The 22,193-nt window shown below is 41.4% G+C and carries 19 protein-coding genes and 2 pseudogenes; 6 read left to right on the top strand and 15 right to left on the bottom strand.

From position 1 onward, the window contains the following. Positions 1 to 876 precede the first annotated feature (876 nt). The 6 genes from G399_RS0107255 to G399_RS0107220 all read right to left on the bottom strand — a co-directional run bounded on the left by G399_RS0107255 (position 877) and on the right by G399_RS0107220 (position 5,117). The gene (locus G399_RS0107255; protein WP_006008663.1) at positions 877 to 1,350 is read right to left on the bottom strand and encodes a hypothetical protein; all 474 of its coding nucleotides are present in this window, start codon (positions 1,348 to 1,350) and stop codon (positions 877 to 879) included. Positions 1,351 to 1,500: 150 nt separating this feature from the next. Further along, positions 1,501 to 1,788 (bottom strand): helix-turn-helix domain-containing protein, encoded by a 288-nt coding sequence (locus G399_RS0107250; protein ID WP_006008662.1) that lies wholly within the window; start codon positions 1,786 to 1,788, stop codon positions 1,501 to 1,503. Next, the gene (locus tag G399_RS0107245; protein WP_026843548.1) at positions 1,781 to 2,113 is read right to left on the bottom strand and encodes a type II toxin-antitoxin system RelE/ParE family toxin; all 333 of its coding nucleotides are present in this window, start codon (positions 2,111 to 2,113) and stop codon (positions 1,781 to 1,783) included. Before G399_RS0107245 ends, G399_RS0107250 begins: the two co-directional genes overlap by 8 nt. Before the next feature lie 144 nt (positions 2,114 to 2,257). Next, entirely contained in the window at positions 2,258 to 2,632 is a 375-nt protein-coding gene (locus tag G399_RS0107240; protein WP_026843547.1) for a hypothetical protein, read from the bottom strand. 557 nt (positions 2,633 to 3,189) lie between these two features. Beyond that, entirely contained in the window at positions 3,190 to 3,471 is a 282-nt protein-coding gene (locus tag G399_RS0107225) for a hypothetical protein (protein WP_148277339.1), read from the bottom strand. 845 nt (positions 3,472 to 4,316) lie between these two features. Continuing rightward, positions 4,317 to 5,117 (bottom strand): acetoacetate decarboxylase family protein, encoded by an 801-nt coding sequence (locus tag G399_RS0107220; RefSeq protein WP_006008650.1) that lies wholly within the window; start codon positions 5,115 to 5,117, stop codon positions 4,317 to 4,319. 155 nt (positions 5,118 to 5,272) lie between these two features. Between G399_RS0107220 and G399_RS0107215 the strand changes: the two genes are divergently transcribed. The 5 genes and pseudogenes from G399_RS0107215 (at position 5,273) to G399_RS22265 (ending at position 9,465) form a co-directional block, all read left to right on the top strand. Then, a complete protein-coding gene (locus tag G399_RS0107215) occupies positions 5,273 to 6,157 on the top strand; it encodes a fumarylacetoacetate hydrolase family protein (RefSeq protein ID WP_006008648.1) in 885 nt (294 codons plus the stop codon). 1 nt (position 6,158) lies between these two features. Further along, positions 6,159 to 7,586, top strand: coding sequence for an aldehyde dehydrogenase family protein (locus G399_RS0107210; RefSeq protein ID WP_006008646.1), 1,428 nt, complete (start codon positions 6,159 to 6,161; stop codon positions 7,584 to 7,586). Between the two features lie 61 nt (positions 7,587 to 7,647). Next, the gene (locus G399_RS0107205; RefSeq protein WP_226988906.1) at positions 7,648 to 9,000 is read left to right on the top strand and encodes an aminotransferase; all 1,353 of its coding nucleotides are present in this window, start codon (positions 7,648 to 7,650) and stop codon (positions 8,998 to 9,000) included. Positions 9,001 to 9,061: 61 nt separating this feature from the next. Beyond that, positions 9,062 to 9,244: pseudogene (locus G399_RS22335) on the top strand (HupE/UreJ family protein); the annotation flags it as partial. A gap of 56 nt (positions 9,245 to 9,300) precedes the next feature. Next, a complete protein-coding gene (locus tag G399_RS22265; RefSeq protein WP_154658914.1) occupies positions 9,301 to 9,465 on the top strand; it encodes a hypothetical protein in 165 nt (54 codons plus the stop codon). Here G399_RS22265 and G399_RS20315 read toward each other — a convergent pair. From G399_RS20315 to G399_RS0107160, 8 genes and pseudogenes are all read right to left on the bottom strand, one after another. After that, a pseudogene (locus G399_RS20315) lies at positions 9,465 to 10,685 on the bottom strand (heavy metal translocating P-type ATPase); the annotation flags it as partial. The gene G399_RS22265 and the pseudogene G399_RS20315 overlap by 1 nt on opposite strands. 249 nt (positions 10,686 to 10,934) lie before the next feature. After that, a complete protein-coding gene (locus G399_RS0107190) occupies positions 10,935 to 12,089 on the bottom strand; it encodes a porin (protein ID WP_006008641.1) in 1,155 nt (384 codons plus the stop codon). Positions 12,090 to 12,210: 121 nt separating this feature from the next. Further along, entirely contained in the window at positions 12,211 to 13,947 is a 1,737-nt protein-coding gene (locus G399_RS0107185; protein ID WP_006008639.1) for an ABC transporter substrate-binding protein, read from the bottom strand. A 219-nt stretch (positions 13,948 to 14,166) separates the two neighbouring features. Then, positions 14,167 to 14,439 carry a DUF2160 domain-containing protein gene (locus G399_RS0107180; RefSeq protein WP_006008637.1) on the bottom strand — a complete coding sequence of 91 codons (273 nt, stop codon included), beginning with the start codon at positions 14,437 to 14,439 and terminating at the stop codon, positions 14,167 to 14,169. A gap of 20 nt (positions 14,440 to 14,459) precedes the next feature. Continuing rightward, entirely contained in the window at positions 14,460 to 15,266 is an 807-nt protein-coding gene (locus G399_RS0107175; RefSeq protein WP_006008635.1) for a carbohydrate ABC transporter permease, read from the bottom strand. A 9-nt stretch (positions 15,267 to 15,275) separates the two neighbouring features. Next, positions 15,276 to 16,145 (bottom strand): carbohydrate ABC transporter permease, encoded by an 870-nt coding sequence (locus tag G399_RS0107170; protein ID WP_006008633.1) that lies wholly within the window; start codon positions 16,143 to 16,145, stop codon positions 15,276 to 15,278. After that, positions 16,145 to 17,269, bottom strand: a complete 1,125-nt coding sequence (locus G399_RS0107165; protein ID WP_006008631.1) for an ABC transporter ATP-binding protein — start codon at positions 17,267 to 17,269, stop codon at positions 16,145 to 16,147. Before G399_RS0107165 ends, G399_RS0107170 begins: the two co-directional genes overlap by 1 nt. A gap of 1 nt (position 17,270) precedes the next feature. After that, on the bottom strand, positions 17,271 to 18,365 hold the full coding sequence (locus G399_RS0107160; RefSeq protein ID WP_006008629.1) for an ABC transporter ATP-binding protein: 1,095 nt from the start codon (positions 18,363 to 18,365) through the stop codon (positions 17,271 to 17,273). Between the two features lie 540 nt (positions 18,366 to 18,905). Between G399_RS0107160 and G399_RS0107155 the strand changes: the two genes are divergently transcribed. Further along, positions 18,906 to 20,792 (top strand): sigma-54-dependent Fis family transcriptional regulator, encoded by a 1,887-nt coding sequence (locus G399_RS0107155; RefSeq protein WP_006008627.1) that lies wholly within the window; start codon positions 18,906 to 18,908, stop codon positions 20,790 to 20,792. Positions 20,793 to 20,822: 30 nt separating this feature from the next. Here G399_RS0107155 and G399_RS0107150 read toward each other — a convergent pair whose 3' ends face one another. Next, positions 20,823 to 21,920 (bottom strand): ABC transporter ATP-binding protein, encoded by a 1,098-nt coding sequence (locus tag G399_RS0107150; RefSeq protein WP_006008625.1) that lies wholly within the window; start codon positions 21,918 to 21,920, stop codon positions 20,823 to 20,825. Between the last annotated feature and the right edge of the window lie 273 nt (positions 21,921 to 22,193).

Below are 22,193 nucleotides of genomic sequence, written 5' to 3'. Positions count from 1 at the left end.
ATAACTTTTGTACTTAAAATACTCGCAGAATGATCGTTAAGAAGAAGCTTATTTGCACGTTCACTATTATTGAGTGGAAAATTGTATTTTGACGACGTTGCAGTTCCATCTAAAACTCCGTATAACAAGCATGTGTGGTGAAATTTCAATGTTCAAATGGAAATATCTGTTTAGTACTTGCCAGTTCTCTTGCCGCTTGGCCTTGGTCAAATAAAGATGCTAATTCTGAATTGTCTTTGGAAAACGAATTGTTGCTAAGAATTAGCAACGCTAGGAATTAGCAACGCTAGGAAGGCGAGACCTTTTAAACAAATGTGAGCTCCAATGTAATTTTTTCAACATAAAATTACAAATTTCTTAACCCATTTCTTATTAAAAAGACATGGTGATTTTGGTCACAGATTTAAAGTATTTGCAATACCGATTTTGACGAGCAGTCACCTTTGGAACTTTTGTTACTATTAACAAGGTTGATGCCCACCGTCGGCTTCACGCTCTGAGGAGCAAGTCGTTATCCTCTTCAAAATGTTTCGTTGATGGATTGAAATCAGAGACAGAGTTGTCTGGCGGCCATGTGCCAATTGCAGCCAGTCGATGAAGCTTTGACTAAGGTTCACAATTGGCACAAAGTCGACTAAATGGGTTTCGAAACATCAGATATATAAGGCGAAGAGCAGTCGATGTTGAAAGTTGAAGTTAGTAGTAATCTGGAGAGTGAAGTAATGATGCTTTTTATTTAGTATTTCTCGAAAGGAGACATTCAGCTTAACACCTTACATAAGTTGTAGTTTTGAAGTGCAACGGAAAAACTATCCACTTCATGTAGTTGTTATGTGCTGCCACAATAGATATTTAGTGCTACTCGATGTTTCAAAATTATTCACTTTCAGCTCTCAGCGTTTCCCCAAACTTAATAAATGACCCATTAAAATATTTTCTATTTGGGCTTTTTAATACAACTCCAAAACCTGGGGATTGTATTATACCTTCAACTAATGCCTTTCTTGCTTCCCAACCTTTCTCAGGGAGCATTTTATTTTCATGTTGTAAAAACAAGTTTTCAACGTGGCGAATTTCTGCAGCAAACAAGTAAAAACCCTGATTTAGTTCAACTTCTGATAAGGTCTCTGGGCTCTCTCGAAATGATGTAATTATTTTTGCTGACTCTTGAGAGTTGGCCATAGATAAAAGAATTTGTATATCTAAAGCAGCAATCTCTTGAAACATGGATGCTTGAGTAGCTTTTGTATTATCTTTGATCTGAAAGCCTATAAAAACCAGTGAAATAACAATAGCAATAGCTGAAATAATTTCAGCTATTAATGCGTATTCTTGTAGTATTTCTTTCATACCTACCTCCTCAGTAGTAATACGGTTTTAACTTTAAAAAATTAATAACACTGATAAGCTGCAATAAGGTACATAACACCCGAATAAGCGGCGAAAATCCGCTCTTTGATTTTTGCCCGACTTCAATCGTTTGTTATTCGCCACTACAACCTATCTCAGTTCGCTGAAAACTTCAGGATGTTGCTCGGCTATTCTTAGCAGAGCAATTGCTGGGCCTTGTGGATTTCTTCGTCCTTGCTCCCAATCCTGCAAGGTTCTTGTACTTACGCCAAGTAGTCCAGCGAACATGACTTGAGACATTTTCAATTTTGAACGTATGACTTGTGGCGCTGATGGCTCACTTAGCTCAACAGTTCTGAGGGAGTTCCTTCCCTTTTTATAATCCTTTATCTCATTTATACCGGCTAAAATTTCGGCACCAATATCTCGATTACTCATTGTCGATTGCCTCTGCTATTTGTTTCAATATATGGCCTGCGATAGTTGAACGCTCGGATTTACTATACAAAGTAAGCATCCATATTTCATGCTCCGCTTTTTTCCAATAATAAATAGCACGTATACCACCGCTTTTACCTTTCCCTGAAGAAGCCCACCTTACCTTCCTTACGCCACCAGAACCTCTAACAATATCGCCAGCATCTGGCTTTCGTAGAAGATAGGACTGCAATCCACGATATTCATTATCAGATAAATGTTCAGGAAGTATTTTGGTAAATAGACTTGTTTCAATGAAAATCATAAGACTAATATAATACGGCAATGCCGTACCATGTCAAGGGGTGTTTGAAGGCGAATAACACTTTAATAATGAGGTATCAGATTATGGCGTGTCGATTGCGAATGCAAGCGGCATGGCATAGTCTGATAATCTCTGTTGATTGATTTGTTATGTGACATTTCTCTATTATTTCTCAAGAGCTTTTTCGCTTAAACCATCTTTTGCTTTGTTATCAACAGTGATACTAAAGACTGACAAAGCAAAAGATATCAATAGAAAAAAGCCTCCGGCAATTACGAGCCCAATAACACCATAGTCGCTGTAACTGTTATAACTCATTGCGATTTCACGAAGCGTCTCACCATCAAGCACCATCTTACTCGGATCAATACCCTTTCTTGTAAAAGACTCAACTTGAAGGTCGTACAATGAAAAAAGATATCTTGTTGTGTTGCCTGTGATTTGAGTGATGTACCAAGCTATTATCCAAAAACATAGTCCTACGCACAATATAAATGATTGGATAGGCTTTGAGCTAATATTTATCGATATAATTTTCATACGACTTCCTTTGTCACATAACACCAAATTAAGCGGTGTGGGCCGTTCTTGCCAATGTCCGCTTCAATTTTATTGTTATGTGCTTGCATACAATTTACTTAATTTTATAAAGGTCAGATAGCCAATTAGTGCAAATATAATTCCAGCTAAGCCCTGATACAGCAGTGCATATCCATACAATGAAAAAGACTCTGAAAGCTTTGTAGTTTCTGAAAAAAGCCATGTCAACATTGTTAATAGTGGCACCAATACACCAACAAACCCAGCTGAATATAGGCAATATCCGAGAATGATTTTATAAAACGTTAAACTACTGGCTTTGTTAGAGACTAAGAACGATATTGTAAAAACCGACAATAACCCTATCGGAACAATATAAATTGAAATGGGCCCAGTTACAGTCTCATAAGGAATATAAAAGAATTCTATTGCAGTAATTCCCGCGCACAGCAATATAACAGTCTCGTTAAATGCCCTCAATTTTCAACCCTTGCATATAACACCAATTTAAGCGGTGGGCCCGTGCTCTTCGGGAACATCCGTCTTCAAATTTTTTGTTATGCGTTTTCACTGACAACGACCCCATCTCTAACACCCAAATACTTGCCATTTCCTAAAAAAACACACCATTCTGGATCTCCAATATCATTGGTAAACGAGACTATTCTCTTACCTGACCTTAAAACGATAACTAATTCATGCAAACATCCCAATGTTTCTATGTGAGCAATATCGTCACCCATAAGACCCATTAGCATTTCTTCTATTATACCTTTCTCGCAATAACTGCCATATTCAATTGATTGGTCGTTTTCTATTCTCCATTCACAATCTAACATTACTGAAAACTCACCCTTCGGGTGATTTTTTCTTTTTCTATGGCTTAACTTGCCGATCTCTATAAAAATAGCGGAGCCGTGCCCTCGCCATGCATAAGTGATTGGAAGCCCACTTATATTAGAGTTTATATTGTCGATAAGGCTAATCAAATTGAAAGTATCCGTGACGCATAACAACTTATTATGAAGACTTCATAGTAACACGCAGGTTGTTTCATCTAATTAGCTCTCCATTCCTTGATTGATATCAATAGCTTACCCCTAATGAGGTGACCATTTCCATAGCTTTTTATCGGGGTTACTATGAATTCATAGTAACCCCGCGTCTACTTCCACCATAAATATAGTAAAAACAATAGCCTACCTTAACGACCTTCATTAAATGCCGTTGTTACTATGCATTCATTGTAACAACGGCATCTAAATTATCATCAAACGCAGATGAAATATGAGCTAGAGCCTGTTATTTTACTTTGTAATATGTGTGTTACTGAGACTTTTAAGCAACACGCATAGCAAAAGCACCAAAATCAAACAAAGAAATAAGTAGCCGTTAACGTCCGCTTATACGATGTCGGAAAGACGTAGATCAAGGAAAGTTGGAGGTTAAATGAAGTGCTTATAGTGAATCAATCAATGACGGTAAGAAACGCAAACGTGCGTGTCATCGCGACGATACCAGCCGCCACAATACAAAGGCAGATGAAGCACAATGGCAGATCCTAAAAAGAATGGTAATGCAGTGACTGCAGGCTTTGAACCCAACCTACGTTTCTACTTTTAGTAAACAATATTAATAGGTGAGTAATACGCCCACCTATTCGTAATCTAACGTTAAATAAGAATCAAAAATCAGGCAGCGTTTTACGTGCCAAGGTTGTACCTTGTTTCCAAGATACGCCAACTTCATGCCAGTAACCTGCGATGATTTCTTTGGGTTGCAGGTCCATTAACTCTTCCACCGGCGAGTCAAAGTACTGCATATCAAATTCGCCTTTAAAGCAACGACCAAAATCAACATCAAATCCACCCATGGTTACGATTTCTTCAATACTGTCGGTTCCATTGGTTTCAATTGCTGGATACCAACGGTGATGCAACATTGGGTGAGCATTGACGAAACCCGGAGCTTCGGCCTTACCGGTAATGGTAAATTTAGCCTCTGCTAAACGTCGATCAAATGCAGCTAAGGTTGCGCCAAAAGTGCCGCCTACCTCTAATCTCGGTCCAGCTTTACCCACATTTACGGGGCGACTCATTTGTATGGAACCTAACTTCTTAGGGTATCCTTGGTGTTGACCACGGATAACTGCAAATTCTTTGTCCACCCAAATGAATACACACCTAGAATAAGTTTTACCTTGGTATTTGCATCTTACGACCATGAACGCTTCTTTGTACTGTCCTCTTGCTGGGTCAAGTATTTCATTGAAATCGTCTGAACAGCTTTGCCAGTCAGCCCAAATCATGGCGACCGCGCCTGGATCCTCGTCAGCCAATTCTATGCCTTCAGGCAGCAATGCTCTGACCGCTTCAACATCGGTCCTGTATTCCAGTGTAATTAGTTCACCCGAGTAATGCCAAGGTACGGGTGGCAAAATGGCAGCTTTGCCTGATGCCGTCCTCGGGTAGTAAAAGTTAGCCATCGTTATTTCCTGTTAAATTAGTTAAGACCACACTAATGTCCCTCTTATTTAACCCAGTTTCTAGTAGCAAAACGCACTTTGACCGCTATTGCTAAGTGAATTTTCCTTTAACAGCATATGATGGGTTTAGATCTTTCAGATAAGAGTAATAAGTAATGACACAAGAATTTCGCAAAATATTATTAGACGGCTACCCAATATTAACTGAAAAAGTAGGTGATAGATTGGTCGCTAAAGATGGTCGTTCAGTGGCAATTGAAGACGCTATACATTTGCCGCCGGTTGAGCCAACCAAAATCATCGCTGTTCATTTAAACTACCATAGTCGCGTAGATGAATTTATCACTAAGCTTCCGCCAGCGCCTACCTACTTTCATAAGCCACTTTCTGCAATGAACACTCATAAAGCAGATGTTGTGCGCCCAGAACGCTGCAAGTATCTCAATTATGAAGGTGAAATTGCGATAGTCATTGGTAAGCATTGTAAAAATATCACGCCAGAAGAAGCAGGTGAATATATTGCCGGATACACGGTAGCAAATGACTATGGCTTGCACGACTTTAGAGATACCGATGCAGGCTCAATGTTACGTGTAAAAGGCTCTGACACGCTTTGTCCTATTGGACCAGGACTGGTAACAGGTTGGGACTTCAAAAATAAAATGATCCGCACTTATGTTAACGGTAAAGTCGTTCAAGAAGATAACACGGACAACATGGAGTGGGATATGCACTACCTCGTTGCGGACATCGCCAGAACGATTACCTTATTACCTGGTGACGTATTGCTTTCTGGTACGCCCGCCAATAGCCGTCCGGTTTACCCTGGAGACATCTGCGAAGTAGAAGTGGAAGGATTAGGCAAATTAACCAACAGGATCGTCACCGGTCCTACACCAGTGAGCGACAGATGTGGCGCACAGCCGACAGAGACTGAAGAAGTCATTTCCACCGCAATGGGCGGAGACTGGGAGCATAGAGGCCGCAGAGCAGCTACCGGTGAGGGAGCTAAACACTACAAATCAAAGGTAGAGAAGTAGCATGAATACTCAACAATTTTATATTAATGGCGCTTGGGTTGACCCGGTCAGCGCAGGTACCATTGAGGTTGTCAATCCAGCGACGCAAAACGTTATTTACCAACTCGCAAATGCAACATCAAGTGACGTCGATCTTGCCGTGTCTGCGGCAAAAAACGCGTTTCCACATTATTCATTAATATCGCTTAACGAACGTGTTGAACTGTTAGAAGATATTAATGCTTTACTGATCAAAAGAAACGATGAAATTGCCGATGCTATCTCCCTTGAAATGGGCGCACCTATAAGTCTGGCACGTAATGCACAAGCACCGTCTGGCTCTCAGCATTTCGCAGAAATGATAGAGGTATTGAAAAAATTTAGGTCTTCTAGCACCACCAGCAATGGCACTTTTGTGCGCAAGGAGCCTATTGGGACTTGCGCATTAATAACACCATGGAACTGGCCATTGAACCAGATTGCAACCAAGGTAGCGCCTGCACTAGCAGCGGGATGCACCATGGTTCTTAAACCTTCAGAAATTGCCCCTTTAGATGCAATAATATTAGCTGAAATTTTGCATGAAGCCGGCGTGCCTAAAGGGGTATTCAACCTCATTCACGGCACCGGAGCCAGCATAGGAAACAGCCTAACTAGCCATAAAGATATCGATATGGTTTCGTTTACCGGCTCAACTAGAGCGGGAATAGCTATTTCGCAATCTGCCGCGCCTAGCATTAAAAGAGTCGCATTAGAACTTGGTGGCAAGTCTGCAGGTATCGTGTATGGCAAAGTAGATGCATCTAAAGTGGCGCAACAAATTGTCGATTCGTCGATGCTCAACAGTGGGCAATCATGTAATGCATTAACCAGAGTGCTTGTCGCATCTGACCAATACGATGAAATATGCAAAGAAATCATCCAATGTATGCAAGCTCTAAGTGTGGACATGCCGCAACAGTCCCCCAATTTAGGGCCCGTGTCTAATGCAGCCCAATACAAAAAGGTGCTCGGTTTCATTCAATCAGGGATTGATTCTGGTGCCACACTATTAACGGGCGGCGCCGACATGCCCAGTCATTTGGAAAAAGGTTTCTTTGTTAAGCCGACCCTGTTTGGCGATGTCACACCTGATATGACAATCGCGAGAGAAGAAATTTTTGGACCTGTTTTATGCTTAATGAAATACCAAGAATTGTCTGCAGCTATAGATATTGCAAACGCCTCAGAATATGGACTTTCAGGTTTTGTTTGGTGCGATGACCATGACAACGCAGTTAACATTGCCGACCAATTAAGAACCGGAATGGTTCATTTAAATGGAGCCGGATTAGACGCCAGCGCGCCATTTGGCGGCTATAAAATGTCAGGCAATGGACGAGAATGGGGAGCCTTTGGTTTAGAAGAGTATCTTGAGTGTAAATCAATCTATGGTGGTGCTAAGAACTAGGAATTGTGCCTAGCTAAGCAGTATTGCTATAATACGCGCTACAACTAACTTTCAAGAGAACATGATGTCAGCAATGATTTACCCTACGTCGAACTTTGCCGAGCAAGACAAATTGTGTATTGAGAGAGCCAAAGGTGTTTATGTTTATGATTCAAATAATAAACAATACCTTGAGGGGATGTCTGGACTTTGGTGCACTGCACTTGGCTATGGTAATGAAGAACTCATTGCTGCTATTACCAATCAGTTACATAGGTTGTCGTTCTCTCACTTATTTGGCGGTAAAAGCCATAGTCCAGGCGTAGCTTTGGCCGACAAACTCGCTGCTATGGTGCCAATAGAGGATGCCCGCGTGTTTTTTGGCACCTCAGGCAGTGATGCAAACGACACCCATTACAAAATTCTACGGTATTATTTTAATGCTATTAATAAGCCTCAAAAACGTAAAATAATTACTCGAGAGCGCGCTTATCATGGCGTTACGGTCGCTTCAGGTGCGCTCACAAGTTTACCCGTAAATAACCGGCATTTCGATCTTCCAATAGATGCGCTAAACATACTACGCACGGATTCACCGCACTATTTTTCAAGTCATTTGCAAGGAGAGTCTGAAACTCAGTTTGTAGATCGTATTGTAGCCAATTTAGAAAGCCTCATTCTCCACGAAAATCCAGATACAATAGCAGCCATGATTATTGAACCAATAACTGGTGCCAGTGGCGTAATTGTGCCCCCTGACGGTTACTATAAGAAGGTACAAACGATACTGCGCAAATATGACATTTTGATTTGGGTAGATGAGGTAATTACAGGATTTGGACGCACCGGCAATGATTTTGGCTGCACGACTATGGGTATTAAACCTGACCTTATGACCTTCGCCAAGCAACTATCATCGGCTTACTATCCAATAAGTGCGGCGGTCATACCCGGCTATATGCATGATGCAATGGTTGAGCAAAGTAGCGCAAATGGGGTTTTTGGACATGGTTACACCTACTCTGGCCATCCCGTTGGTTGCGCTGCTGCACTTAAAACCTTAGAAATATTCGAACGTGAACATATTTTTGAGAAAGCAGCCGAAGCAGGCGTCTATTTGCGCAAGCAACTTGAAAAGTTCGTAGACCATCCTCTTGTTGGTGAAATACGCGGTAAGGGTCTATTAATGGCGCTTGAGTTAGTGCCAAACAAACTAAAGAACACGCGGTTTGCTGATGGTAAAGTAGGTGCTTTCGCCCAACGTGCTTGCCAGGAACACGGACTCATTGTCAGAGCCGTGGCAGGTAATTCAATAGCGCTTTGTCCACCATTAATTATTAGCCACTCACAAATAGATGAAATAATTCAAAAACTAACAAAAGCATTAGACGACACCTTGATTTATACCCAAAAAGAAAAATTACTATTTGCCTAGTATCCATGACGTTTAATTGATCCATGAGCTTGTAAATAGTTACATGCTGATATAGTGAAAGCTGATACCGTTCTTAGTCAGCCTTACAATATCATGCGAAATCGGCCCCTTTATTTACATTGGCGCAAAACACATGTTTAGCGGTTACGACCACCTATTATTCCTAGTAGGCGTCATATGCTTTTTATATAGAAGCTGTGCTGTGCTTTCATACATAAGCATGTTCACCGGGGGTCACAGCATTTAATATTGGTGTTGAACTAGGCTAATTCATGGCCCTCACATTCATCGTCATTGGGTTTGACGGCACTAACGGAACACGACGGTACGCCACTGTATTTTGATTTACATGGTGAGCCACAAGGCGACACCACGGGCTATTTTGAAAGTTACGCAATTGCCACTCTGCGTGCGATGAAAGGTAGCTTTACGTCACCGTTTAGTGGATCCCATGGCTGGTATTAATTCAACCAAGCGAGTGCACTTAGCACTGCAATAATCATAATCACAGGCACAAAATAGGCCGCAATTATGCCGGCTAAACGACCAATAGGTGGCTTCGAGTTTTGTGCTCGTTTAACCATATTGATGATTTAAGCTAACGCAGTGCCTTTGCCTACTCGTGTGGCTTTGAATACAATCGAACCTGATTTATTAATTGTTCCGGCAACGACTTTATCTCCCTTAGCTTTTTCAACCGGCATAGGTTCGCCGGTCAGCATAGATTCATCTACAGCGGTATGTCCCTCAGTAACGAGACCGTCAACTGATATTTTTTCTCCTGGACGCACTCGAATTAAATCATTCAACAGCACATTTACAATCGGAATATCGATGTCTTTGCCGTCTCGGATTACGCGTGCGGTTTTAGGCTGCAAACCAATCAGCCTTTTAATCGCTTCTGAGGTTTTACCTCGAGCTTTGACTTCCAGTGCCAAGCCTAGGTTAATCAAGCCGATGATCATGGCTGTCGCCTCAAAGTACACGTGGCGTGCCATTTCAGGAAGTAATTCCGGAACCGCGACCACTGCCATTGAATATAACCAAGCGGTGGCTGTTCCTGATGCAATTAGGGTGTCCATGTTGGCAGAATGATTTTTAAATGAGTTCCACGCGCCAATATAAAAATGCTTCCCCGAAAACAGCATGACGCCAAAGGTCAATAGTCCTATCGTGAACCACACCAGCCTTTCGGTGCTTGTAGTTACCGTCATCTCGCCTATGACCAGCCCATAAATCATCAGCGGGACACCGAGTAAGAGGGCAATCGACATATCGCGTATTAATTTTTTATAATATTGCGCGTCGGCTTCATCTTTTTCATCTAGCGCTTGTTCTTCTGACTCACTGGTGTCAATTTTTGCGTTGTAACCGGCTATTTCGATAGCTGAAATTAGAGTGCTTTCCAGCACATTACCAACTACCATGACAGTTCGCTGGGCAAAATTCATTTCCGCACTTTTAACGCCTTTTAGTGTACGCAGCGTTTTTTCAATTTTCGTTACACAACTCGCACAACTTGCGCCGTCGATAATGAGGAGATGTTGTGCTCTTTTTTGGACGTTATTTTTTAGGTTTGCAGTTTTACTGCCTACTGTTGCTGGATTTTTTGCGGTGTTGTTAGCCTGAAAACTAGCCTGTTTGTTTGCGCCTTTGTCATTGTTATTGGCATTGGCATTTTTCATAAAACTTTCCTCATCGAAAGTTACTCATATCGTTTTCTACTGTGCTTTACTAAAGAATATCTGGCGCAATTGTAAACCTTTGAGTCACTCTAAGGTCAACAACTAAAATAAGTTTTTTGAAGTGAAAGCAAAAGGAAGCGGCAATCGCCGCTCCCTTTTACTTCATTGCAACTTTCGACGATAGTCTTGTTTAACTAACGATAGCGATCGTTCAATGCGATCGTTCAATGCGATCGTTCAATGCATTAATTAAAAATCAAACTGAAAACCCAATATGATTGCATTGTAGTCATTTTGAACATCAGATTGATAATCCTGCAACTCGCCAACCAGTCGAAATTGCTTGGAAAGTTGATGATGCACAAACAACATGGTTAGTTCATTATCAACCTCAGCTGCTGAACCCAATCCAATAGAAGCATCCGCTGCGCGACTATCTTGAGAGCCCTCACCATAACTAATACCAAATCTGGTTTTATCCAGCGTATAGTCTGCTTCAACAAACCATTGGGTAGCATCCACATCAGCATCATTAATTGAGCCGCCATATAGGCCATCAGCGCCAATACCTGTTGTATCGGTGTAGTTTACTGTTAAGCCAAATCCGTTGACTTGAATGTGAGCACCAACATCGAACCCGCGCATATCGTAATCAAACGCTTGAACACCCGTTACCGATACAGCTTGTTGAAATGCACCGGTCCATACTCTAAAGCTTTCACCCGAATAAGTGACTTGGCCCTCAAAACGGGGCATCGATGTTTCAATAGACGCATCTTGCGGTTCTTCTGGGTTAATAAGCGCAAGTTTATACACAAACCCATTCATGTCGTTAGATGTGAATTTGATTTGAGGGTTGAAATTAGCATACACGTAACCGGTGCCAATACGACCGCCGGTTGCATTGCCTGTATCTGCTCCACCGCCTAACCAGCCGACACCGCCTTGACTAGCAATATCGCCAATTGCATTGCTATTGAATACGCCAAAGTCTTTGCCTAAGGTAACCGTACCAAAGTCACCCGACACTTGAATATTGGCAACGCGGCTTTCAAATAGGCCGCCATTTTGTACACCATTCGGCCCATTTAAATGGGTATCAACTTGAAAGTGACCCGATATTGTCAAACCCGAATCAGTTTTTGGTGCGACTACATGGAAGTTGATGTTCGCTGGGTTGAATCCTGACTGAACTCGAAACGCTTGCTCTGAATCATCATGATCCGATGCGACGACAAAAATAGGAATTGCTCCACTAATTGAAGTTTCCCATCCGTTATTTGACTCTAATGCTACTTTTGATACTGCAAGAGGTGAAAATACTAACCCGGCTGCGCCGAGAAATGACGCTACTTTGCTCATGGGAAAAGCGCTAAAATTACTGTTTTTTAATGTGTTTTTCATGATTTAGTCCGTTATGTGTAGACAAATATTGTCCACAATAAAGTTTATTTTGGGCATAGCTTGCCCGTCCTCAAAGTCATTGACTGAGGAAAATCGGGCAAGTTTGTTGATTAAGCGTTGCTTAGTTAGGAACGGCGTCCCACTGTTTTAGCAATTCTTTATAAGCAATTGTTTCGCCTTGAGGCTTTTCGTTGCTCAGTTTAGGTTTTGGTGCACCAGGTTGACTCAACCAGTAGTTTGGATCTCTTGGTTTGTTCAACTTAGGACCACACTCGCCTTGTGCATTGGCGCGCTCTAGTCGGTTCATTACTTTGTCTTGTGCCGCAGCTAAGCCATCGAGTGCCTCTTGAGGTGTTTTTTCGCCGCTTGCTGCCTCAGCAATATACTGCCACCATAACTGTGCTAGTTTTGGATAGTCAGGGACATTAGTGCCAGTGGGAGTCCATTGCTTGCGCGCAGGGCTTCTATAGAACTCGACTAAACCACCAAGTTGTGGGGCTACGTCAGTCATTGCTTGTGAATTAATATCAGATTCACGTATTGGCGTTAAGCCTACTAGGGTTTTCTTCAATGAAACGGTTTTAGATACAGTAAATTGTGCATATAACCACGCGGCTAACCGACGTTTTTCAGGTGTAGACTTAAGAAAAGTCCAAGCACCCGTGTCTTGATAACCCAGCTTCATGCCTTCTTCCCAATAAGGACCTTTAGGTGACGGTGCCATTCTCCATTTTGGTAATCCATCTTCATCCACAACCGGCAACCCTTTATCAGTCATACCTGCTGTAAAAGCGGTATACCAAAAAATTTGTTGAGCGACATTGCCTTGTGCCGGCACTGGGCCCGCTTCAGAAAACGTCATTCCTTGGGCTTGCGGTGGCGCATAGTCTTTTAGCCATTGCACATACTTAGTCGTTGCATAGACGGCAGCTGGACCGTTGGTTGCACCGCCACGAGAGACACTTGAACCTACAGGTCTGCAACCGTCGACTCTAATTCCCCACTCATCAACAGGTAAACCATTAGGTAAGCCTTTGTCACCCGCGCCTGCCATTGAGAACCAGGCATCAGTGAAGCGCCATCCTAAGGACGGGTCTTTTTTTCCATAGTCCATGTGACCATATACGCGCTCACCATCAATAGTTTTTACCTGGTTAGTGAAGAAATCGGCAATATCTTCATACGCAGACCAATTTACAGGAACACCTAACTCGTAACCGTAACTTTCTTTAAATTGTGTTTTAAGGTCTTCTCTTTCGAACCAATCAGCTCTGAACCAATACAGATTTGCAAACTGCTGATCGGGGAGTTGATAGAGTTTGCCATCTGGCCCTGTAGTAAAATCTAAACCAATAAAATCCTCTAGATCAAGGGTAGGCAAGGTTAGACCTTTTGCTTCATTCGCGATCATGTCTGAGATAGCGACGGCCTTTCCATATCTGAAGTGGGTACCAATAAGGTCAGAGTCATTGATGTAAGCATCATATATATTACGACCAGATTGCATTTGCGTCTGCAGCTTCTCGACCACAACACCCTCTTGCATTAGATCATGAGTAATTTGAATACCGGTGATCTCCGTAAATGCTTGTGCCAATACTTTGGATTCGTACGAATGCGTTGCAATGGTCTCAGATGCAACGTTAATTGACATTCCTTTGAATTCTTTAGCGGCCTCTTTAAACCACATCATCTCTTGCATTTGCTGTTCTGGCGTTAAGGTGGACACAGAGAATTCGTCTGTTACCCATTTTTTGGCAGCATCATCTTGTTCGTCTGCTAGTGCTGCTGAAGATACCCCCATAAGCAGTAAACTAGTGCCTAATATAGCGGTAGTCTGTTTCATTTTTAATTTCATATCAATTTCCATTGTTATTGAGATTATATTTTTATACCGCTAAACTTGGCTAGTCTTTGAGCTAGTACATGTTCATTCGGCAATTCGTGTTGGCTTTCGCCAATGTGAAGGACTCTCTTTGCTGTCAAGCGTCGAATCTTCGCATCAAAGAGGTCCAATTCTCTAAATCAGAGAAATTCTTTTTATCAGAGTATTTAATTACTTTTTTTAATAAAGCAATTAACCCCACCTAAATACCACTGCGCTCCAAAGTATAGAGATGCACAATGCCACCCATAAAACAGTGTCTACAAGTGCCAAAAAACCTAAATGTATGTATGCAGCACTTATCAAGCTAATAAATAGCTTATCGCCTCTCGTTGTTGCGATTGGTAAAAACCCTTTCTTTTCGAGAGTGGGCGATTTTATTTCCAAAATAGTCATGAAAATTAGTATGCATCCAATCACGCTGAAGAACGTGGCAGTGACGCCGGTCCAAGCCATCCAATTCATAGTATTAATCCTTAATTTTGTTATACACGACCGAGGGCAAAACCCTTCGCAACATGATTACGCACAAACCAAATAACTAAAACGCCTGGAATAATAGTCAACACACCTGCCGCTGCAAGTAAACCCCAATCGATTCCAGCTGCTCCAACTGTTCTTGTCATAATTGCCGCAATAGGCTTTGCATCAACTGATGTTAGTGTTCTTGCAAATAACAACTCCACCCAAGAAAACATGAAGCAAAAGAAGGCCGTTACACCAATTCCAGAGCGGATCATGGGCAGGAAAATGCGCAAAAAGAACTTGGGAAAGCTATAACCATCGATATATGCAGTTTCATCAACTTCTCTAGGCACACCTGACATAAAACCTTCTAAAATCCATACCGCTAGTGGCACAGTGAAAAGACAATGCGCTAACGCCACCGCGATATGCGTATCAAATAAACCCACTGATGAATACAGCTGAAAGAACGGCAGCAGAAATACCGCTGGTGGTGCCATTCTGTTGCTCAGTAACCAGAAGAATAGGTGTGTATCTCCAATAAACCGGTATCGACTAAATGCATAAGCCGCAGGTAAGGCAACAACTAATGTTATGGCCATATTCATGCTCACATAAATCATTGAATTTACATAACCCATGTACCAAGTTGAATCGGTAAATATGGTGTGATAATTATCAAAAGTAAAATCGTGAGGCCATAATGTTAAGCCTCCCAATATCTCTTCTGTTCCTTTGAAGGACATGATCACTAACCAGTATATAGGGATGAACAAAAACACAATATATAGTGCCAAGCCGAGTTTTTTTCGCATACTATAATCCATTACAAGCTCCTATTTGGCTTTGTCTAGCTGGTTAATTGCAGTGAAGAATGCGTAGCAAACAAGCAGCACAATGAGATAATAAATGAGGGAGAACGCAGCCGCAGGACCTATATCAAATTGTCCAATTGCCATTTGAGTCAATGCTTGGCTTAAGAAGGTTGTCGAGTTACCTGGACCTCCACCGGTTAATACGAACGGTTCGGTATAAATCATAAAGCTGTCCATAAACCGCAGTAAAACACCAATCACCAAGACACTTTTCAAACGCGGTAATTGTATATGTCTGAAAATCGCCCATTTTGATGCTCTATCTATACGTGCTGCTTGATAAAACGCTTCTGGTATTGCACGTAATCCTGAGTAACACAAAAGTGCAATTAACGGTGTCCAATGCCAAACATCCATTAATAATACGGTTAACCATGCGGCAGTGGGGTCGCTGGTGTAATTGTAATCAATACCTAATGCATTAACGGCGTAACCAAATAATCCAATGTCAGCTCGGCTAAATATCTGCCAGATAGTGCCCACCACGTTCCACGGTATCAGAAGTGGGATAGCAACAAGGATCAGTGATACTGCCGCCATTCTTCCTTTTGTTGGCATTACCAAGGCGATGGCGATCCCTAACGGTACTTCGATAGCGAGGACCGAGAATGAAAAAAAGAATTGTCTACCTAGTGAGTCGAGTAAAGCAGGGTTTCTTAACATCTCTCGATACCATTCAGCACCGACAAAATAGGCCGTGTTTTGGTCAAATATATCTTGAACCGAATAATTAACCACCGTCATTATGGGTACGATGGCCGAGAACGCGACCAGAATAAATACCGGTAAGACTAAAAACCACGCTTTGTTATCTCTTACTTTGCGTTGCATTAGACTGTCTCCTTTTCTTCATCTTCTGGCTCTTCTATGTCAACAAGGTACTCGTCTACATACACTTTTAGCCATTGCTCAGGAAAACTAATGTAGGCTTTCTTAGTGGGCACCGCTCGGTCTTCATGTATTCTAACTTTTAATACTTCGCCATCTAGCTTCATAGTGATTATTTTATAAGTGCCTAAATCTTCTGTATGCAGAACATCGCACTCAAACGCACCCTCTGCTTTATCATCCCAGACATGCACAAATTCCGGCCTTATACCGATTTTGATATTCGACGTGCTTACTCGGTCTAGTGCAACCTGCATTTCCGGATTAAGTGACACCAAAGTGTTGTTAAACTTCAGACCACTTTTGGTCTTTTTAACTTCAATTAAATTCATGCCCGGGCTACCAATAAAATAACCGACAAAGGCATGATTGGGTTTTTCGAAAAGCTCTCTGGGGGTACCAAATTGTACTATTTGTCCGCCATACATAACCGCTATTTTATCAGCAAAAGTAGATGCTTCTAATTGATCGTGAGTTACGTATACCATGGTGATATTGAACTGCTCATGTATTTGCTTGAGCTTGCGTCTGAGTTTCCATTTTAAATGCGGGTCGATGACCGTAAGAGGCTCATCAAATAGAATCGCCGATACATCACTCCTAACTAAACCCCTGCCCATAGACACTTTCTGCTTCTCATCCGCGGTGAGGTTTTTTGCTTTATTTTTAAGTAAATCGCTGAGCTCTAATACAGCTGCTATTTCAATCACTCGACTGTGCACTTTATCCTCAGATATTTTCATATTTCGCAATGGAAAAGCTAAGTTATCAAAAACAGTCATTGAATCGTAAACCACTGGGAACTGAAATACTTGTGCGATATTGCGCTCTTCAGGCGGAATATCGTTGACCTTCTTACCATCAAATAGCACGTCACCATTTGAGGGAGCGAGTAAGCCGGAAATAATATTTAATAAGGTACTTTTACCACAACCTGAAGGCCCTAACAGAGCATAAGCGCCGCCTTGATGCCAAACATGATTCATTTCTCGAATGGCGTAATCATCCGGTGATGTGGGCTTTGACTTATAGCTATGTGCTAAAGACTTAAGACGTATTTCCGCCATGCTATGAGGCTCCTTTTTGTATAGACGAGGGTACTTGTATCGTCTTACCAGTTAAGTCAAACACGAAGAGTTTATGTGTCGGCAAATACACTTTAACAGGCACTTCAGTGTGATAATCATGAATACCATTGAGCTGAATAATCAGTTCGAAATGCGCATTATGAACGTGCATATAGGTTTCAGAACCACTTATTTCGGCTAACTCAACGGTCATGTTTAATTCGAGGTCATCATCATTGTTCGGCGCTAAGCCGATATGACTAGGCAAAACACCAAACATATAGTCTCCGTTGGGCAGGCCTTCGAGTTCAGCTCTCATTGCAAAATGCACTCTATTTTCTAGCGATACGCCACTATCAGTCACACGCCCTTTAATTAAATTTATTGTCGGTTCGCTATATAAGGAAGCTGCTTCCATCGTATCGGGATGACGATATATATGAGTTGCTGCGCCACTTTGTATTACTCTTCCTTCATGCAGCAATGTGGTATTCCCGCCTAATGCCATAGCTTCATGTGGTTCAGTAGTCGCATAGATTGCAATTGCATTGCGTTCTTTGAACAGGCCTCTTAATTCAGATCTCAATTCTTCTCGTAATTTATAGTCGAGGTTAACAAGAGGTTCATCAAATAATATAATACTTGCATCTTTTACTAAGGCTCTGGCCATCGACGTACGCTGTTGTTGACCACCAGACAATTCGAGCGGGAAACGATCTAGGAACGGCTCTATTTGAAGTATTGCCGCCGTTTCTTGCACACGCTTTGCAATCTCACTGCCTTTTACTTTAGCAATGCGCAGTGGCGACGCAATATTTTCTCTGACGGTTAGATTTGGGTAGTTGACAAACTGTTGGTAAACCATAGAGACATTTCGTTCTTGAATTTTGACATCGGTTAAGTCTTTACCATGTAAAATAACTTTTCCTTCGGTTGATTTATCGAGACCTGCAATCAATCTCATCAACGTAGTTTTGCCCGCTAATGTTCGCCCTAACAAAACATTAAATGAGCCACTTTCCAGAGTGAGATTGATATTACTCAAAAAAGATTCACCGTTAACTGTGTGGCTTATGTTGTCTAAAACTAGCGACATTACTTACAACGCTCCCTGAAAATCGGTCGGTAGTGAGAATGACTTACGACCAAGAGTTAATGATATGTAAACGACTAGCATATAAGGTGCCAACGTTTAGTAATATATTATAAATATACGAATAACCTTTATTTGGCAGGTATTACAGAGGCTTTAACCCATCTTCTCAAGCACTTTTTAATTTTGTTCATACTGTTCAACGTGAACACAAAACTGTTCAAATTAGTGTTCAATATGAGCACATTTTAATGAACAGTATTATTGTGTAATATATTTGTTACAGCAATGTAAAAATATTAAAATACTTTTTATATTCAATTTTAGGTATAAGTAGCTGTAATAAATAGATAATTTGAACGGGGATTTATTATTGTTAAAAGCATAAATTTCAGAGGATGATTTAATGTGAACAACAGTGTTAACATGTGTTTAGCATGTATAGTCGGCGTTGCAACATGGGATATTCTACTTTTAGGAACATAAATGTTAATGATTTGTACAGCCGTGGCTATTAAAATAACAACAGCAAAAAGGTATTAAATGGCGATAGACCCGAAAGAGAAGGCATCTGATCTTAGCCAGATTATTAAGCAGTCTTGGACACGTTGTGAGCAGCTTGGTTTGCACCAGTCCGGTCAGCCTGATGTGAAGCAACTGCCTCGTTATGATCAAGAACTGCTAAACGAAGAATACAAAGGCCTCATAGATACAACTCATTCGGAAGTATTGCCGTACTACGAAAATATTTTATCCAACACACAATGTCTTATCCTGTTAGCCGATAGTCATGGCAATGCCTTAAATCGCTGGGGCAAACCGCGATTTCTTACTAAGCAAAATTCTCCCGTATTTCAAAAAGGTGTTAATTGGACAGAAAATCACTTGGGTACCAACTCAATTGGAACCGTATTAGAGAGTGGTGATGCTGTTCAAGTGCAACGCGACGAACACTATTTTCGCACTTACCGATTTATGATCGGTTCAGCTTGTCCTATATATGATGCTAATCGCAAGTTAATTGGGGTACTTGACGTATCTAGCGATGCCTACCTACCGCAAGCTCATACATTTGGAATGGTAAAGCTAATGGCCCAAGGAATTGAGAATCGCTTAATCGTATCGCAATTTGGTAAAACCAATTATCTAGCATCCTTTAATACTAATGCCGACAACTTAGATAGCCAATGGTCCGGCTTAATCGCGTTTAACGAAGACGGTGTGATCATCTCTGCGAATAAACGAGCGGAGCTTATCTTAAATACGCAGCTGGCTTTGGTTGACGTAAGTTCTATTTTTGATATGTCATTAAATGATATTAAAAACCTACCTGATCAAGTGCCTGTTTGTTTTCAGGCAATCGGTAAATATCGTATGCATGCCATTGTTAAAAGCCCATCTGTTATTTCAATTCAAACACCGAATTTTGAGAAGAAAGCATTACCTAAGACAGACAAAAATTTTATTGCATTGGATGACTTTTCCTCTGGCGATGAGCGTATTGAACGCTGTGTAGAGCAAGCTAAACGAGTCATTGATAAAGACATTCCGATACTGATCCATGGTGAGACAGGCGTCGGTAAAGAAGTTTTCGTCAAGGCTTTACATCAATTTAGTGATCGTAAGCGATGTCCATTGGTTGCGGTTAATTGTGCTGCTATTCCTAGCGAACTCGCTGAGTCAGAGTTATTTGGATATGTTAAAGGTGCTTTTACCGGTGCCAGTGAAAAAGGTGCTCCAGGGCTCATAAGAAACGCGAATACCGGCACCCTGTTTTTAGATGAAATAGGCGAAATGCCGCTCAAGCTTCAGGGTCGGTTATTACGAGTATTGCAGGAACGAAGTGTCACGCCTTTAGGCTCGAGTCAAAGTTACCCAGTGGATATAAAACTCATTTCTGCCACTAACAAAAGTCTGCGTGAAAATGTGGCAAACGGTCTATTTAGACAGGACTTATATTATCGGGTGAGTGGACTCAATATTGAGCTTCCTCCTTTACGTGAGCGAGCGGACAAGATCCAGTTATTCTCTAAAATAAATCAGATGTATAAAGAGCAACATCAACCGGCTCAATTAAGCCCCCGTGTAATTGAATTATTTTATAATCACCCGTGGCCAGGAAATGTGAGGCAACTAGTCAGTGTTATTCAAATTGCTCTCGCCATGTGCGACGAGGGCATGATCCAAGAATGGCACCTACCAGATGATTTTTTTGCGGATCTGAATACGACTTCATCCTTGCCAGCGACTACTCTGTTGCAAACAAAACGTCGATCGCAAGCATCACAAGAACCAGAAAGCGATCCTTTGAACGAAACCATTCGTGTATACAATGATACCCATCAGAATATTTCAAAGACAGCAAGACTGCTGAGCGTTAGTCGAAATACAGTGTATAAGAGGCTTAAGAATGCTGATGTTATCAAGTAAAATATAAGCACTAACCTGCCCTTGCTTGGTTTAAGCTGGCAAAGATACGTTTATAGGGAACATGATAGCGTGTTTCGTTTCATCGAAGACAAACATCTTAAGGATCGGAAGGTAGATTTTGATAGGCGCATCGATCTTGTATGCATGCACACCGGGAAGATGTACCAGAAAATTTAGATGACGATTAGCAATGTGTAAAAAAGTCTCTGCACCACTTATTTCCGCGAGCTCAACATGCATTGAAAACTCAAAATCATCATCATGCGAGGGTAGCAAGCTCAAATGCGATGGCTTAATGCCAAAAGTATACTGGCCCTTTCTTAATTTAGAAAAACGCGAACTTTTTGGAAAATATAATTCGGAACCAAAGACCACCTCATTTTCGTTAATAAGCCCTTTAAACAAATTAATTTCAGGATCATTTAATATGCGTGCCGCCTTTATATTAACCGGTTCTCTGTAAACGTTTGACACTTCCCCCTCCTGAATAAGTTTACCTTCATCAAGTAAAAATACTTTTCCTCCTAAGGCAAGAGCTTCGTTGGGATCGTTGGTCGCATAAACCGCAATTGTACCGGTTTTTTTCAGCAGGTCTCTTATCTCATATCTGAGTGCTTCTCTTAATTTATAATCGAGATTTAGCAGGGGCTCATCCAATAGAATAACTCTAGCATCTTTTACAAGAGCCCGAGCCAAAGCCGTTCTCTGTAATTGCCCACCGGATAACTCACTAGGAAACCGCTCTAGGCAACCATCAATATTGAGCTGTTTAGCAATAGCGTCGACTTTAGATTTGACGTCTGTAGCTGACAACTTAGCAACATACAAAGGAGATCCAATGTTCTCTCTTACCGTTAAGTGCGTGTAGTTGATAAATTGTTGGTGAACAAAAGCAACGTTTCGCATCTGTACTGATAGTTTAGTGATATCAACCTTATCAAAAAGCACGCTGCCGGTATGCGACATTTCTAATCCCGCGATCACCCTCAGTAGGCTCGTTTTACCGCTGGCTATGCCGCGCATCCCCAGTAATATATTTATCGAACCAGACTCGAAGGTTAAATTAATATCACTTAATACTTGGCCCTTATCTGTTCGAAGGGACACGTTTGATAGCTGAATTGTCATGTAACGCCTTCTCTCCCGCACAACCAATCACACGTGACTTATTTTCATGGTTTATTGGTTTTATCACACTTGCACTAATACGCTCTCAAGGAAAACCGAACACACGTCCCTGATATCGTAGGTGATTTAGAACGACAATTGTAATGCAAAATCAATTGCAATTGCAATTGCCATCATTAGTGTAAGTTGATTTAAAAGATGCGGTTTGGCTTTTTTTTATAAGGTATAAACAACATAAAGTGTGCACAACATAAAGTATAAACAATATGAAGT

This window comes from Brumicola pallidula DSM 14239 = ACAM 615, assembly GCF_000428905.1.
In the GTDB taxonomy this organism is placed as follows: domain Bacteria; phylum Pseudomonadota; class Gammaproteobacteria; order Enterobacterales; family Alteromonadaceae; genus Glaciecola; species Glaciecola pallidula.
This window is presented reverse-complemented; position numbering and strand designations above follow the sequence as displayed.

What these genes read in the sequence shown, in the direction of transcription:
- G399_RS0107155 (WP_006008627.1), top strand. Translation starts at nt 18,906, where the DNA reads ATGGCGATAGACCCGAAAGAGAAGGCATCTGATCTTAGCCAGATTATT.
- G399_RS0107150 (WP_006008625.1), bottom strand. Translation starts at nt 21,920, where the DNA reads ATGACAATTCAGCTATCAAACGTGTCCCTTCGAACAGATAAGGGCCAA.
- G399_RS0107210 (WP_006008646.1), top strand. Translation starts at nt 6,159, where the DNA reads ATGAATACTCAACAATTTTATATTAATGGCGCTTGGGTTGACCCGGTC.
- G399_RS0107205 (WP_226988906.1), top strand. Translation starts at nt 7,648, where the DNA reads ATGATGTCAGCAATGATTTACCCTACGTCGAACTTTGCCGAGCAAGAC.
- G399_RS0107160 (WP_006008629.1), bottom strand. Translation starts at nt 18,365, where the DNA reads ATGTCGCTAGTTTTAGACAACATAAGCCACACAGTTAACGGTGAATCT.
- G399_RS0107215 (WP_006008648.1), top strand. Translation starts at nt 5,273, where the DNA reads ATGACACAAGAATTTCGCAAAATATTATTAGACGGCTACCCAATATTA.
- G399_RS0107165 (WP_006008631.1), bottom strand. Translation starts at nt 17,269, where the DNA reads ATGGCGGAAATACGTCTTAAGTCTTTAGCACATAGCTATAAGTCAAAG.
- G399_RS0107180 (WP_006008637.1), bottom strand. Translation starts at nt 14,439, where the DNA reads ATGAATTGGATGGCTTGGACCGGCGTCACTGCCACGTTCTTCAGCGTG.
- G399_RS0107255 (WP_006008663.1), bottom strand. Translation starts at nt 1,350, where the DNA reads ATGAAAGAAATACTACAAGAATACGCATTAATAGCTGAAATTATTTCA.
- G399_RS0107240 (WP_026843547.1), bottom strand. Translation starts at nt 2,632, where the DNA reads ATGAAAATTATATCGATAAATATTAGCTCAAAGCCTATCCAATCATTT.
- G399_RS0107250 (WP_006008662.1), bottom strand. Translation starts at nt 1,788, where the DNA reads ATGAGTAATCGAGATATTGGTGCCGAAATTTTAGCCGGTATAAATGAG.
- G399_RS0107225 (WP_148277339.1), bottom strand. Translation starts at nt 3,471, where the DNA reads ATGTTAGATTGTGAATGGAGAATAGAAAACGACCAATCAATTGAATAT.
- G399_RS0107185 (WP_006008639.1), bottom strand. Translation starts at nt 13,947, where the DNA reads ATGAAATTAAAAATGAAACAGACTACCGCTATATTAGGCACTAGTTTA.
- G399_RS0107170 (WP_006008633.1), bottom strand. Translation starts at nt 16,145, where the DNA reads ATGCAACGCAAAGTAAGAGATAACAAAGCGTGGTTTTTAGTCTTACCG.
- G399_RS0107175 (WP_006008635.1), bottom strand. Translation starts at nt 15,266, where the DNA reads ATGGATTATAGTATGCGAAAAAAACTCGGCTTGGCACTATATATTGTG.
- G399_RS0107220 (WP_006008650.1), bottom strand. Translation starts at nt 5,117, where the DNA reads ATGGCTAACTTTTACTACCCGAGGACGGCATCAGGCAAAGCTGCCATT.
- G399_RS0107190 (WP_006008641.1), bottom strand. Translation starts at nt 12,089, where the DNA reads ATGAAAAACACATTAAAAAACAGTAATTTTAGCGCTTTTCCCATGAGC.